The sequence below is a fragment of the Paenibacillus sp. USHLN196 genome (assembly GCF_037144955.1).
Classification (GTDB): Bacteria; Bacillota; Bacilli; order Paenibacillales; family Paenibacillaceae; genus Paenibacillus; species Paenibacillus xylanexedens_C.
Genome location: NZ_JBBCYH010000005.1, coordinates 122,776 through 137,408, shown reverse-complemented (window position 1 = coordinate 137,408; position 14,633 = coordinate 122,776). Strand labels below are relative to the sequence as shown.

Here is a 14,633-nt window from a genome sequence, read left to right as displayed (position 1 = left end):
CACCATATTTCATATTTTCTTTCAAAATAAAATAGAACACACCATATAGATGTGTTCATAAATTTAGCCAAGTGTAATTTTATCTACTCGGCGTTTTGACATATCAACTGTGTGCTCATAGGTTTTACCTGATTCGTGAGCAACAGAATTAGATTCAATAGATTTAACACCGCTATACTGTGTTGGATTAATTGTTGGTTCCATACCACAATTCATAAAGGTTTGTTCTGATTGGTTGGATAGTTTCAATAGATTAAATGGCATTCGTTCATACATCTTAAACTCACGGATGATGACATACCCACCACCATTATTAGAACTCCAATTCAGCCTATACATTTTATAACTATTTGTTTTATTAATATCAATAGTATACTCTTTATCTGTATTGTTTGCTGTCCAAGTTTGATTTACTTGTGTGTCCAAAACAGTCCAATTCACTCCATCGTTACTAGCTTCGAAAGTCCAATCTTTAGGAGCGAACATATTAGTGTTTGCGGTTAGTGTGTATCTTCCTATAACGACACGCTTACTAAACTCATAACCCAAATGCCCTGTTTTAATTAAGTTCTGACTATAGTAATCACCTACAGTTCTATCAAACGCTTTCCAAGGCTCATTGTCAGTGCCAAAAATGCTACTTGCAAAAGCTATACCACTAGGAGTGGTATTGGATGTCATTTGTGGGATTGCTGTATCTGTTGCATAAATTGGTGGTGTTGCAGAGTAATATTTATCTCCTGATGAAAGTAAGATTTTATTTAGTCTATACCCAAAGGAAAATAGCTTAGCATCAGAATCAATATCGATTGCATCAAGTGAGAACCAACTACCACTAACAGAACTTATGATTACATCATGGTATCCCAACTGTAAATTTAGCTTTTCATAAACAAGCGCCTGAGTTATTTGCGTTGAATTGGCACAACTATAAATTTCCGAAACACCATCTATAGTAATAGAACGATTACCTCGACTGGCAGTTTTATAGTCAATAAGCCTAATTTTCGTACCAAAAAAAGTGAACTTAAATGTATCCGCGGCTGTTGGCGTTTGTTTTTCGATAATTGAGCCACCCCAACATGCAGCATTTGATGTCTTTGTCCACCCTGTCCCTGTGTTTTCTATTAGAGTATCATCTATTCGCCTCCAACTGCTTTCGGGTGCAATTAAAGGTTGCCCTAATGTAGCCATATAATTATCTCCTTTCTTTACGAAATCATTATTTTACAGACAAATTGGTGATCTCAAAATACTTCTTTAGATTTACTGTTGATTTAAAAACCTTACCTGAGCCTACATTGCCAGTATTGGTCATGGTTTGTACAATAACTTTACTGTTACGATTAAACACACTGAGATCCACAATACCATCTGAAATAAATACACTTTTAAGAGGCAATGTTGTTGATACGATAATCCAAGCGTTATTCTTAAATGATTTATAGTTCACCGAGTCTTGAATCAATGAATAGTTAGCCAAGTCGTCACCTCATTTACTGAAACGTTATTCCGTTAATCTTACTTAATTTATTTCGCTCAAACTTTGTGCGATAAAGAAACCCATCTTCATGTGCCGATACAGTAGGGGAGAGAGTTATATTCCGTTTCAATCTCAATGATCCATCAGAAGAGGAGACATAGTCAGTGTTGTATTTACCATCCGTAAACTCATCTACTGTGAGTAATGCGGGAGCTAAAGCAGAGGACAATTCAATCATAATTCGAGCGTATAGCCCAACCGGACTGTTAATTTTTCCATCTAGGTACGTAATCTCAACGTAGTCTGACCATGTAATATTGTCCGTGGATGACTTAGTGAAAATCTTGTAATCCACATTTGAACCAATGCCAACCATAGTTTTGACCACTCGTTGAAAGGCAGTTACTTTATCTCCAATTGATATGACTGAAGACTCCCAAGTTCCCTTAGCAGCATATATAGATTTGCCAGTAGAATCGATAGTGATTTCTTTAAGTTGTAATTTTCCATCTTTGATCTCTGTACCATTATGTACTCCAAGTGTTAGATCTATAGGTAATCCAATTTCCTTTGTGGACACTATCTCAACTCCCAGTTGACGATTCCAGCATGATTGGCTTTAAGAGGGGCTACGATTTGATCAATAACGAGACCATTTTTACGAATAATGAGTTGACCATCTAAATCTTTGTCAGATGTAACTTTAATTTGGAAATAAGAAATATCCTCATCGGGCAATGAGAAGATACATTGATAATTTATGTTTACATCATTAAGAGTCATTGCTTTTTTATATCCGAAGTTAAAACAGTCAATGCTATTCTTGAATTTTCCCTCTTTTGCTCTAGAGTTCAATGTAGCGTCAGAAGATCCATTTTTGAATTGAATATGATCATTATATAGAAAGGCTCTACCAGTAAGTGGAAACTCTTCATCGGCATAAATATATGAAATAGAGAATCGATCCTGATTGATGTGGAATACCCCATTAGCAACATTGTAGTATAGCTGTGAACCTTGACCTATGATTCCATAACTGATTAGTTTTTCTCTGTCTATATCATAAAAGTCATTCGATTTCTTAGTCTGTAAGTCGTATTCGGTAAGATTTGTACCATCGTAATAATCAGCCACCCATACGTACTTTTGAGGAACTGGTGAGCGAGTATATTGTCTATTACCTAGAATCAAAATTAAACCCCCTTTAAAATAAAAAAGGACAGAGATATGACTCTGCCCTAATAGAGATACTTCAATATGTAAGAACTTACACGAAGCGATACGAAATTCTTTTCTTAAACGCTTGACGACCACTGGAAGCATTCAAAGGGACTTCGCATTGGATAGACAGTGTTACATAGTTACCTGCTGCATCAACAGGGTTACCATTGTTATTCACACCGAGAATCTCTTTAACTCCCGGTTTAATAGGTGTAGTGTAATTTGCTCCAGTATGATCTTTAGTAGTTGATCCAGTTGTTCCAATAGGTTTAGAAAAGTCTTTACCTACACGAGAACTTTCTTCATCAATATCTGTTTCGCCAAGAGAATCAACTTGAACATGGAACCAGTTATTCTTAACTACTTCGACCTCATTGCCTACTGTATCTCCTGTACCACCACTCATATCACGAGTTGTGATTGTGCAATCTTCCATCTTGGAGACATCTGTTGCTCCATTGTAATTATTCCAAACATTGAAGATGTAGATTGGACTCTTGTCATCTGCGTCAATTACTCCGTAATCAAATGGGCCTGTAATTTCTTGTGTGTGAAGCGAATTTCTCCATGAAACAATCGGTTGAGCCATATGTATAAAACTCCTTTGTAATTTGTTTTAGGTTCTAATTGTTAAGTGAACTGTTAGATTCTGAAGGTTTAATCCAGACTTCTTAATGTTAATTCTAAAAATATCTCCTGCTTGAACTTGCTTTGTTTGTATGACTGCCGTTCTATTATCGTAATGACTCTGTGGATTGAATTTTAGATTTGAACTCATCACATTCAGCCAAGTATTAAAGTTGCGTGTTCTCTCAATCTCGATTTCTGTTTCCGTTTCTCCAGCGACACCACAAAAACCCTTAACATCAACTAACTCGCCGTTGAAAGGGAAGGGTGCTAAAATGCCTATAGGTTCCTGAAATACATACGAATCTTTACACAACACAATAACTCTGTCTTGCAATTCCAATGGCATATCTTTGAGTTTTAGATGTTCAGCAACACTCATTAATCCATCTTTGAACTCATTAACAGGTTGAAGGTTTGAGCCAAATACATCAATTTCAATCCAGTTCTTCCCGTCATATCGATATCGTTTGCCATCTTTATATGTTTGAGCTGTCCATCCGATTTCAGGAAGAGGGTATTTTAATCTCAATTCAGCTAAGTCCTGAACAGGTTCTTTGTAGACGAGACGAGTAGTATTGTAGGCATCCTTTGCTTTAATTGCTGACTGTGTTGCATCTTCAGCAGCTAAATTAGCCTTATCGGTAGCCAACTTAGATAGCTCTGTCTGTTCTTGTGATTGTCTAATGGCATCTTCAATCTTACCTAATGCAATCTGATTCTCATTGATTTTAGCTTGAATTTGATCAATATAATCCTGCAAAGTAACTACAACATCTGGATTGCGACTAACCATGGCATAGATACGAGAAGCAGGATACATGATTAATCCTCTGCCTTTATATCTACATAAATGTGCTGTTCCCTCTTGAGATGGATGGAATTGAACTACTCCCATACCATAGTGGACAAGAAATTCATTTTCATTAATGTACGGTCTATTCTCAAACACATCTTGATCAATCTCAACGAATCCAGCGATGTTAACTTTATCGGTATAAGAGGGTAGTTCGAGAAGAGTTATAATTCCATTGATAACGGGAAGAGAGTCGGCACGATCAATGTATGGATCTTGTGGAGTGCCACTGCGTGAGATAATTGTTACGGGGTCATTATATTGTAGATATGTACTTAAATCTGGCAATTGTTCACCTCCTTAGTTGACGAATACATTGGTGCTACCAGAGGTAATTGGCGTTGTTGTGCTTAGATGCGTAGTCACATTTTTAGAGATACTTGATACCGCTTTACCACCAACAAAAACAGTAGAACTTCCTGTAGATACTTGCCCCGTACCTGATCCAGATGTACCGGGACTAATTGAAATAATTGAGCCACCAAGTTTAGGGGAAGGAGATGGATCTGCTACCCATTGTTCTTGTGTGGGTGATGATATCGAAGCTATTGGTTGTCCGTTAACATAGACTGTTGATGTCGGGTTGACTGTACCAGTGATCTTAGCTCCAGTTGTGTGAGTAGTTGTACTATATATCGGACTATATCCTGTACAGTTTCCGAATTGATCCCATGATGAACATTCTGATCCACTTTCATATCGTTCAACATATGACACATGCCCGCTTTTGTTTGAATCTTGTAGTGTTGATCCTTTATAAGCTACTCCAGCCATATAACCTCCTATTGCAACAGTGTGAATTGATATCTAAATTTGATGTCTGCATCACCAGTTACTCTTAGTATGTTCTTACCAACAGGGAATGAGAGATATTTATTATTGAAATCTTTGTATCGGTATGTGACTGCCAATGATGTTTCAATGTCTTGTTGCTCATTATCAACATAGACTGTCTCATCGTGGATGAGGTTCTTGAATTTAAATTCTTCATTGTTATGAGAAGAATTGACTATACTAAAATCTCCGTTACCTTGCTTAGTAATCCATATTTCAGGGGAACAATTCTTATCTCCTTTGTTATCGAAAACAAGAACAGGCTCAAAGTTAAATGTAATACCTTTAAATTCTGGTACTTCATTATATGTATTTCTCATGAACAACACTCTAAACACGATACTAACATTAAAGAATCCAACATCTTCAACGACATCTGGAATATGAGCACCATTTATACAGTTTTGCCACTCTGACCAGTTGAGATTGTCACGAGTAAAACGAGTTTGAACAACAATCTTAGAACCAATTGGCTCAACTGATTCCCAAGATATTTTACTCAACACACCATCTGCGCTAATTGGAATTGGTATAGCTTCAGAAGTGTAATTACCCTTAAGATTGATAATTGATTGCCACGTAGTCATATCGTCACCTAACCAATCTTACCGAAAGGATAGAATAGTGCTGCACTACCAGCTTCTTTCCATCTTGTTATTCGATGTGTTGCCCATGAAGCATTTTTATCATATGTAGTAGCGCCATCAACTGTTTGCCATGGCGGTTCTGTGTTGCCTGATTCACCAGCTTGAATGTTTATATAAAACCTACCATTATCGATAGTGGGCAATACGATATCATTGCGTTTGTATTGTGTATCAGCGGCCCATGTACTTGCCAATCGAGTATCATTAAATTGTGCGTCAGTGGAGACGGGGAAGATGGGTTCTGTATAGCCAGAAGTTCCTGATTGCACACAAATATAAACATGACCATTATCAACTCTAGGCATAATATAGTCACCAACAGTATAGCTCTTAAGCATTTGCCAAAATGGAGCTGCTTTACCTGTGCGGACATTTACCCATCCAACATACCCATCGTATACGGGAGCGCTATTGTATAAACGTTTAGTTCTTAGATAATCTCCACTTGCTGGAGTAGCAGATACATAATCATCCGATATAAGATCAAGTAAATTAAAATTATCGCCAAGCTCTCTGATGGTTTTTTCTATTTCGTCCGTAAAGGAGGGTATCTTGAGTTTAAGTTTATTTGATTCAGTAGACATTTGATTCTCCTTTCTTTAAACATCTGACCATTTAGTACCAGAAGGAAAGTCAGACCATTTTGGCCTTGCTGAATTAAGTATTAAATTTCCTTGTGGATTTATAATTGTTGATTGATGTGTTCCCGTTGAATATGTATTCTTTTTTATTTCAAGTGGAGTATGGTTCCATTGGTATGTACGAGAAGTCATGATAGGGGAATAAGAGTAGGGAGAATCACAGCGGAAAGTTAAATTGATATATCCTTGTTTGAGACAGTTGTGAACCAAAGTGGAATCATCAACGACCATTGCGTAGAAAATGCGCTCAGCTCCTAAACCATCTTCATTAACAAAGTACAACTCCTGATAATAATCATGCTGAGTCAACCACTGGGCAACTTCACGAATTTTTGCTGTGTTCCAAGTATCTTCAAATGCAAAAGAGACCGAAAACTTTAGCGGTTCAGTTTCAGTCCTCATAAAGTATGGTTTATCGTTACCTTTAACCTTTTCCTCAACTATTTCTCTAGAAGGAAAGAAAATATCTTCTTGCATCCCACTGTTCAAATTCACGTTGAGTATGCCATAGTCAACAGATTTGATACCAGCAAAAGAAAAGTAGAGGGAGTCGCGTATTGTAATCCAAATCACCTCCAATATAAAATTTGGACAAATAAAAAAAGCCCTATTTATAAGGCTTTTTGGTTGCTAATTTCTATGTAAATTTGGTATTTCAATGGAACATGGACTTTGTTGCTACTTTTGTTTTACTTTACTTCGTGTAAATTTTTTCAACCAACTTCATTCCCCAGTTCATCATCAGATTCATGGTGGGCAATAAAATCACTAGCTGAAATAGTTTGAAATGAATAGTCAGTAACTCCGAACAGTCCGCTTCTTCTATCGTTAGTGATCAGGTAGTCAACATTACCGCGAATCGCACACTTTAAAAACATTGTATCATCAGTATCTTTTAAAGTAACTGTTGGAACAACTTTTGAATCATTATAGGACTTAGATGTATAGAATAGGGCCGCGAAATTTTGAAGAATCTCGATTCCATCTTCCTCAGTCAAATTGTGTCTGCTGAAGTTTTTTAAAATTTGCATCAATTCCCCGATCGTATCGCGAGAGAAATAGAGGTTAATTATGTTGTTCTCAATCAAATCCATTACCTTAAGACAATCTGGGTCATTTGAGAACAAGCCATCCACAAAAACATTTGTATCAACTACACAAGAGTATGTGCTCATTTGTCATTTGTGAATGACTTTACAATTTCTTCTTTAGTCAGGCCTTTTTCTTTTATTGCCTTTTGAATAATAGCACGAGAATCCGAAAGATAAGTTTTTTTACGTGTTTTATTGAGAGTTGTTGGGGACATATCTTTTCCTCCTTTTTTACTAGCCAACTCAATCATCTCCTATCTAGTTTTAGATTAGACAGTTATAAGTATGATTAAATTTCTAGTAATATGACGAGAATATTTTAGAAAGCTAGATAAATTGGTAGCCTCCTAGGAATAATATACCACTTTCATATAACATATACAATGTATATGCAACAGAATACGTATTAAATATCGCACAAAATGCGTATTATTTTGCACATTTAATACGCATTTTCTCGTACCGTATAAAATGCTTATTATTTCTCACATTAAATAGGTATTATTTTGCACATCATATGAAATGCGTATTACCTTTCATATGAAATGTGAATATAATGTGCTACCTAGTAAAAGTATGCTTTCATGTGAATATCACTATACAATTGGAGTTTGAATAACCCGATAAAGATTATAGCCCCTGTAAAAGAAAAAGGAGGGAGGAAGGATAAATTCGAATAGATAGAGTAATTATTAGGGTCGGAATATTGGCTTTGACCATTCTTTCATTTGTGCTATTCTCTGATATTAGTCAACCTGTCGAGCATAAAGGTAACTTTTACACAACTGAGAAGGCTAGTTTTGGTATGATGCTTAGCTTATGCGTAACCGCTATACTGGGTGCGATAGTTGGCTATTCAGCTACCGAAGAAAAAGTACTCGTAAGAGCCTCATTATTGTACAACTTTTCAGCATGGTTGTTTATGTTGGTGATACAGTATGGAAGAATTGTGTACAATAAAGGTATGTTTGATGGATTAATATTAAGCATAATGGCGTGGTCAATATTATTTGTTGTAATACATATGGTTTCTGCTTTCTTCTTATCCAAGATAGATAGGAAAAGAAGAGAGCGAGAAGAAGAGGATCGGTGGAAAGAAAACATCAAAAAGGTTGGCATTCAATATGTGTATACGTTTGATGATGGAAGTGAAATTACAGTAACACAAGAAGATATGCTTTTAGATGAAAAGAAAAGTGAGTAGAGAGGGCAATTTAGCCCTCTTTTCTTTAGGTGCTGTATACTTCAACTAAAGCATATCAATTCGCTACAAGTTGTTTAGAGTGTTCTTTTTTTAACTTCTCAATGATATACACTTGACCTTTAGGAGTCACTTTGATTGTTGTACTCAACTTTACTCCATAGGGTGTGTTTACTGTATTTTCTTCCACCACAAACAAGCTTAAATTCATTGCATACTGTGATGGTTCACGTTGACTGCTTAAAATCAACTTCCAGTCACGAAGTTTTTGATAGAGTTTCTTTTCTCCAATGTTAATACCCTCATCTTGAACAATCTTACTTAATTCGCGAACAAGTATATTGTCGCTGGATTTCAAAGCTGTCTCAGCAAAAGTAATGAGTGGCTTATATTCCTCAATTTTTACTTCTAGGAGTTTCTTTTCTTTCATTTGAGTAAAGTAAGCAATAGCCCGATCCTCTTCAGATAGCATCAAGTATTGATTCGCAGGATTATGGATAAATGCCTGAGCGAGAGCATCTTTGGCTTTAAGTTGATACTCAATAAGTTTATCAACCACCTCTGGACTGTTATCTTTCATGGTGGGTGTTATACTTATTTTTGCAAGCCAGAGCGGGAGATACTCTACATCAATCGTTAAAATATCTTGAATTCCCCCATTGGTAGGGAGGGTTAAATTTAACCCCCCTTTGTTAAGTACAACATCGTTCTTTATTCTTTTGCGTTCATTCTTCATTTGATCTTCTGTAAGACCAATTCCCTCACATACCCATCGAACACCCACATAGACTTTACCATCATCAGTTTTCACTCCTAGAAGTTCACTTCCATTGAACTCGACAAGTTTTTGCTCATAACTTTCCACAATGCTCATTTTACCGACCCCTTTATGTATTTATTGATATCAAGAAGAATGTCGCACGCCATTAAAGTGGACATCTTCATAAATCTAAATGCATCCGCGTTATCCCAACCAATGACGAGTTCATATTCAGTTGTTTCTTGCAAATCCATCTGCTCCAACATATCCAGTACAAGATTCTTGAAGTCGTAAGAATGTGGTTTTCTATTAATTGTTGTTGGATTATAATAGATAAACGTAAGAATTCCTTCGCCATGGGAAATTGCGTCATATGCGTCTGCTTCATCGTGTCCCGTCGTATACCAGACTCTACCAACAATATCTCTAATGTAATAGATATTGAAATCTTCATTTATTTCAATACACTGAATTCTTTTACGCAAAACTAACTCATCCCCTTTATCTTTTTATAGATAGATAATACATCTATATATAGATAAAGTCAATTGAGTGTTGTAGTTTATTGCAATATAATTTATAATAAATATGTATTATCTTTGTGTATTAAGGAGAAATGAAATGGTTAAAATCGATATAGATAAAGTGTTAAGCCGTTTAGGTGTTTCATATAATCAACTTGCGGTACGTTCTAAAATCAGACCAAACACACTTACCGAACTTAAACATAATAGAGCTAAGCAAGTGAGTTTTGAGACAATCGACAGAATACTGACGACACTAAATGACATTGCAATCGAAAGAGAATTGGGAGTTGTTTTTGATATTCAAGATATAATGAAATATGACTATAATAAAAATGAAATCAAATAAAGCACCTATCTCTAGGTGCTTCTTAGTTGGATGGCATTAAAACATATAGATTTTCAATGAATCATAAGTTGTTGATTTGGGGTCGGCTAAATCAATCGCAAGTTTGCCCGAGGAGTTTTTAATATTTGGGTCAGCTTTCATTTTCTTAAGTTCCCCAAAGTAAAAAATGTTTTCAGTTTGAATCGCGAGATGGAGGGAGGTATTACCATCCTTGTTTTGCAGATCTGGATTTAAAGAATTTCTATTAATTGCTTTAAATGCTTCGTAATTGTTTTCTGCAATTACATAATGAAGAAGAGAGTTGAGCGACTCACTGTCTTGGGCATTCACGTCTAATGTGCCATTGTTTAGTGCTGTACGAATTTTTTCAGCATCCAATTTGCCTTCTGTGCTATAAGTTTCCTTCAAATTCTTCACCTTTTTACTTGCTATTGTATTTGTACTTGTTGTTGGGTTGCTCGGAGCGGTAGATGTGTTATTCGTAGGTGATGTAGTTGTGCTAGAGTTTTTTTGCGATTCTTTTAGTGACACTTGAGAACTAGTTACAGATTCAACTGAGTAGCCCATGGCATTTGCCGTGTCTCTAACAGGGAGATAAAGTTTCCCATTAACATTGAGAGGACTTTCAGATAGTTTTGCTTGAGACCCGTCAACTATTAACTTTACATTGGACTGCGTTGCTTTCAGATAAGTTGCAGCTCCGACAGAAGATCCAGCAGTTACTGCTACACCTACAATTGCCCCAAGTATGAATGTTGGCAGTTTAGATAGTATTTTTTTCATTTGTTATGTACCTCCGAAGTTTTATAGTAGAATTATCCTATTTACCTAGATAGATTATACTATATTCATCGGCAACTTAATTGGAAAAGTTTAGTTCAGATCAATACGAGTACCATTAATTTTCACATTTCTTGTTGAATTGATGTTTATGTCACCGTTTTGAGTAATTTCAATGTAAGATCCGGACTCAGTGCCGATTTTTACTGTTTTTGCAGCAAGAACATTAAACGAGTCCATCGTAATATTTACTTCCCCGCCCTCACTTTTAAGGGATATACCGTCATCGCGCAGATCAATACTTCTTAATCTTGCTGTATTTGAAGCTTTATACTCCTGTTTATAGCCGCCATTGTATTTGGTGTTGACCATTTTAGCTCGATCATCAGCACCGCCATCACCTGTACCAATTTTCTCGACAGGTTGAGCTGCATCACCAGATCCCTCAAAGGTCGTTTCACGCTTAATCTTCTCTTCCATATTATAGACCATAACAGGCCATGCAGTTTCTTCAACTGTCATTAATCCCATTTGTTCTGATGTAGTCCAATAGAGTTTACGTCCATCTGAAAGTTGTTTTTGTGATCCTGCACCAGTAACCCTACCAGTAATCCATTTAACCGAATTACCCTCAATACGTACATAGTCTGACCAACCTTGAATTGCAGCATTAGTAAGAGTGGAGAGCTTGCCAGCAGTGAGATTGGATATGATCCCATCTTGAGCAGTAAGCATGTTGGCAGCAATAAGTTCAGCGTCTAGAGCACCTATACCTATTGCATCAAAACCGCCAAAGTCGATGTATTTCTTTTCGGAGTCAATTAGGAGCGTGTTGTTTTTATCTGTGACGATGAGTTTCTTAAATTTAGCTGTCCCATCCATTTGTATCCACATAGGAGCACCTTCAGGAAATGTACCTTCTTCGCTTTCCTTGCCTGCAAAAAATCCAAGGGTAGGCCATAATTTCATTACGTTGCCACCATCACGAAGAGTAAGACGATTACCTATTAGGTCGCTATCCTTGATTGTAGATTTCTCTATGAAGGCATTTTTTGCCCACATGTTCCCCATGTAATCCACGCGAAATGGAGCATTGGCCCACACATCAGATCCAATACCAAGTCCGAATTCGTTAATGACGATAACTTGATTGTCATCACCTACACGCAAACGGAAGTTGCCATCTAAAGATAAGCCTAATACGTTAGATGTTACTCCATTACGAATCTTATCAATATAAAATCCTCTAGAATTATCCATACCTGATACGTTAGTAATTGTTCTGTCATTGCAATTACTCGAAGCATATCTGTTTACATGTAATCCAAATACATCGGGCTGTTCTGACGTTAATCCTAACCTTACTACCGGGCGACCACATCGATCATCAATCATTAGCTTGGAGCCTTCAATAGTGAAGACACCTGAAACATCTCCGATGACGACCCGCTGTCCAAGGATAATTTTTCCAAGAACTTGTTCTGCGATCAGTCCATCAGCGGTCAGGGCAGACTCGTATTTTAAGCCTCCACTCCTTGTGAGGGCAATAACACCATGAGTCGCCCTCAAGAATCGGAGGGGGTCATCGGGATCTGTGATGGTGATGCCAGTGCGGGAGATGTCGACAAATTCGTTGCTCGCCATGTTGACTTCATTGGTAACCTTGTTCCATATATTTTCAAATAGTCGACTCATTTCTGACGAATCTACTACAGCTTTAGTCCAATCAGGTCTTCCATTGCTAACGACTATATTGGTGTTTTTAGTGTCTTTTAAGTATTTCTCTAATCGTTTACTCTCATCATTAACATTCTTAGCATTACTCAACGTTAACTTAATACTCGATCCACCAAAGTCATAGCTGATCTCACTAATCCTTGCCGTTAATTCAATCCCCAATGGCTCATATTTTACATTAACGAAATCACCAAGGTTTAACTTTTTCCAATTACGTTGTTCCTCGATAATCTCCAGAAAGTTGACTATATCAATCTCTACCGCTAATTGAGGGACTTGTAACTCCTTGAACTTTTCCATCGCTGCATCGTATAAATCTTGCTCATCTATGTATACATCATCGTTAAATTCTCGCTCAATCACATAATAGTTCAACTCTTGAAGCTGTGCACTTGTAAAGTTGTTCTCTGAATCCAGCAATACTTGTAACGCCTTAGTTCGATTCTGTACATCTGTAATCTGATTTAACTTATTGTTAACTTCAATTTGCTTCAGATTGATTTGATTCTCTTTATTATCTAAACTATATCGCTCCACAATTGCACTATCATTACCAGCCATCTGATACTCTTCAATTGAAATGGTGGCAACCTGCATGAACACACCAGTAGACGATCCATTAACAGTAATAGTTGTTGTCTCTAGACTGTTTAGCTTTCCTAACATTACCCATCTACCCGAAGTAACAGGTTTAACAGATCCATTCAACGCAACAGTCACACCAGAAGAGGAGTCAACTTTAATCATAGCTGCATAGTTATAACCCTTATTCAATTTGAATGTTCTTGATGTACTACCACTATGTTGATACTTCTCAAAGAACATTTTATCGCCAAATTGTTGAGCCAGTGTTACCTCTTGAACAACTTTTTCATCTTGCTGAAGCTTATTCAAATCGATCTTGAGCTGATTTAACTGTGTCTCATAACCCTCTAATTCCTCAAGGTATTGCTTAAACAATCCTGTTTTACTCTCAACCAACGCCTCATAATCCAATAGTGCATGACAGAGAGAATCACTCATCCAGTGACTTGATGAAATCACTGTTTTATTGGCATCTCGTTCAAATGGATAAATCCAATATCCGTAGTTCTCAATATAATTCTGTCCAGTTGGATTTACCTTATTGATACCTAATCCATCTTTACCAGAAGCGGAGAGACGTGTTACCATCTCCTCCGAACTACGATTACGACTCATACTCTTCATCAACTTGCCATGCGAAACAGTGAATCCCATATTGATCCCGGTCAACTCTGGTTTAGTCATACTCAATGTTCTGGTATCAGTATCAAATGTGACTATCGCATTGTAGACTTCAGCTATAGAATAGATTGCCTCCAACACAGTAGAAGAGGGGAATTCAAAGGATCTATAACTCAATTTAAAGTCTGCATCTATGTAATCTACGTTCCAAATTGTATTCCCTAAACGAAACATATCTTCAATTACTTTATCTGCTCCGTATGACTCAACCTCATAACTTTTAATCAATTTATCCGATAACTCACGTACTAACGAGTAACATTTTACATTCATAATATCCGAATCGTCTAGATTATCACTAATATCATTTACAATAAACCACTCAACTACAGTCCCTCTGACGACTTTGATTAAGTAACGTTCCTTGATTAACTCCACATTCTTATTCGGCTTCAACTTGTGATGCTTATCAATAAAGTAGGGGATGGAAAATGATAATTCGCTCACATCATTTAATTTGACGTCAACGCCGTCATTAAAGATTTCGCTTAATTTACTGATAATCTCACGATTAGGTTTAGCCAGAAAGTATTGTGGTTTAATAGGTTTCCTGTTACGGTCAATTTCTCCTAACATACACATTCCTTTCTGAAAATTAAAAAGAAGAGGGGTTAAC

At 36.7% G+C, this 14,633-nt stretch carries 18 protein-coding genes; 2 read left to right on the top strand and 16 right to left on the bottom strand.

Features of this window, described 5'->3' with window-relative positions; all coding sequences use genetic code 11:
* Positions 1–63: 63 nt before the first annotated feature.
* The 12 genes from WFI24_RS13950 to WFI24_RS13895 all read right to left on the bottom strand — a co-directional run bounded on the left by WFI24_RS13950 (position 64) and on the right by WFI24_RS13895 (position 7,642).
* Positions 64–1,194, bottom strand: coding sequence for a hypothetical protein (locus WFI24_RS13950; protein WP_336761651.1), 1,131 nt, complete (start codon positions 1,192–1,194; stop codon positions 64–66).
* A gap of 28 nt (positions 1,195–1,222) precedes the next feature.
* Positions 1,223–1,483: a hypothetical protein gene (locus WFI24_RS13945; protein WP_336761649.1), complete on the bottom strand. Its 261-nt coding sequence runs from the start codon at positions 1,481–1,483 to the stop codon at positions 1,223–1,225.
* Positions 1,484–1,496: 13 nt separating this feature from the next.
* Positions 1,497–2,063, bottom strand: coding sequence for a hypothetical protein (locus WFI24_RS13940; protein WP_336761647.1), 567 nt, complete (start codon positions 2,061–2,063; stop codon positions 1,497–1,499).
* The gene (locus WFI24_RS13935; protein WP_336761646.1) at positions 2,063–2,674 is read right to left on the bottom strand and encodes a hypothetical protein; all 612 of its coding nucleotides are present in this window, start codon (positions 2,672–2,674) and stop codon (positions 2,063–2,065) included. Before WFI24_RS13935 ends, WFI24_RS13940 begins: the two co-directional genes overlap by 1 nt.
* A 76-nt stretch (positions 2,675–2,750) precedes the next feature.
* On the bottom strand, positions 2,751–3,293 hold the full coding sequence (locus WFI24_RS13930) for a hypothetical protein (RefSeq protein ID WP_336761644.1): 543 nt from the start codon (positions 3,291–3,293) through the stop codon (positions 2,751–2,753).
* A gap of 27 nt (positions 3,294–3,320) precedes the next feature.
* Positions 3,321–4,475: a hypothetical protein gene (locus WFI24_RS13925; protein ID WP_336761642.1), complete on the bottom strand. Its 1,155-nt coding sequence runs from the start codon at positions 4,473–4,475 to the stop codon at positions 3,321–3,323.
* A 12-nt stretch (positions 4,476–4,487) separates the two neighbouring features.
* On the bottom strand, positions 4,488–4,961 hold the full coding sequence (locus WFI24_RS13920; protein ID WP_336761640.1) for a hypothetical protein: 474 nt from the start codon (positions 4,959–4,961) through the stop codon (positions 4,488–4,490).
* Positions 4,962–4,969: 8 nt separating this feature from the next.
* On the bottom strand, positions 4,970–5,608 hold the full coding sequence (locus WFI24_RS13915; RefSeq protein WP_336761638.1) for a hypothetical protein: 639 nt from the start codon (positions 5,606–5,608) through the stop codon (positions 4,970–4,972).
* A gap of 8 nt (positions 5,609–5,616) precedes the next feature.
* On the bottom strand, positions 5,617–6,252 hold the full coding sequence (locus WFI24_RS13910; protein WP_336761636.1) for a hypothetical protein: 636 nt from the start codon (positions 6,250–6,252) through the stop codon (positions 5,617–5,619).
* A 15-nt stretch (positions 6,253–6,267) separates the two neighbouring features.
* Positions 6,268–6,882, bottom strand: coding sequence for a phage tail domain-containing protein (locus WFI24_RS13905; RefSeq protein WP_336761634.1), 615 nt, complete (start codon positions 6,880–6,882; stop codon positions 6,268–6,270).
* Between the two features lie 140 nt (positions 6,883–7,022).
* Positions 7,023–7,484: a putative toxin-antitoxin system toxin component, PIN family gene (locus WFI24_RS13900; protein ID WP_336761632.1), complete on the bottom strand. Its 462-nt coding sequence runs from the start codon at positions 7,482–7,484 to the stop codon at positions 7,023–7,025.
* Entirely contained in the window at positions 7,481–7,642 is a 162-nt protein-coding gene (locus tag WFI24_RS13895; protein WP_336761631.1) for a hypothetical protein, read from the bottom strand. Before WFI24_RS13895 ends, WFI24_RS13900 begins: the two co-directional genes overlap by 4 nt.
* A 464-nt stretch (positions 7,643–8,106) precedes the next feature.
* Between WFI24_RS13895 and WFI24_RS13890 the strand changes: the two genes are divergently transcribed.
* Complete coding sequence (locus tag WFI24_RS13890) at positions 8,107–8,604, top strand: hypothetical protein (RefSeq protein WP_146236110.1); 498 nt, start codon at positions 8,107–8,109, stop codon at positions 8,602–8,604.
* Between the two features lie 55 nt (positions 8,605–8,659).
* Here the strand turns inward: WFI24_RS13890 and WFI24_RS13885 are convergent, their stop codons facing one another.
* Together WFI24_RS13885 and WFI24_RS13880 are read right to left on the bottom strand one after the other, a co-directional pair.
* Positions 8,660–9,475: a phage antirepressor N-terminal domain-containing protein gene (locus WFI24_RS13885; RefSeq protein WP_336761629.1), complete on the bottom strand. Its 816-nt coding sequence runs from the start codon at positions 9,473–9,475 to the stop codon at positions 8,660–8,662.
* Positions 9,472–9,846, bottom strand: coding sequence for a hypothetical protein (locus WFI24_RS13880; protein ID WP_110895150.1), 375 nt, complete (start codon positions 9,844–9,846; stop codon positions 9,472–9,474). The genes WFI24_RS13885 and WFI24_RS13880 overlap by 4 nt, the downstream gene beginning before the upstream one ends.
* 136 nt (positions 9,847–9,982) lie before the next feature.
* Here WFI24_RS13880 and WFI24_RS13875 point away from each other — a divergent pair, with 136 nt between their 5' ends.
* Positions 9,983–10,234: a helix-turn-helix domain-containing protein gene (locus WFI24_RS13875; RefSeq protein WP_167433611.1), complete on the top strand. Its 252-nt coding sequence runs from the start codon at positions 9,983–9,985 to the stop codon at positions 10,232–10,234.
* Positions 10,235–10,270: 36 nt separating this feature from the next.
* On the opposite strand, the gene WFI24_RS13870 is transcribed toward WFI24_RS13875, so the two are convergent.
* Complete coding sequence (locus WFI24_RS13870) at positions 10,271–11,017, bottom strand: stalk domain-containing protein (RefSeq protein WP_336761625.1); 747 nt, start codon at positions 11,015–11,017, stop codon at positions 10,271–10,273.
* 90 nt (positions 11,018–11,107) lie between these two features.
* Entirely contained in the window at positions 11,108–14,593 is a 3,486-nt protein-coding gene (locus WFI24_RS13865; protein ID WP_336761623.1) for a phage tail protein, read from the bottom strand.
* Between the last annotated feature and the right edge of the window lie 40 nt (positions 14,594–14,633).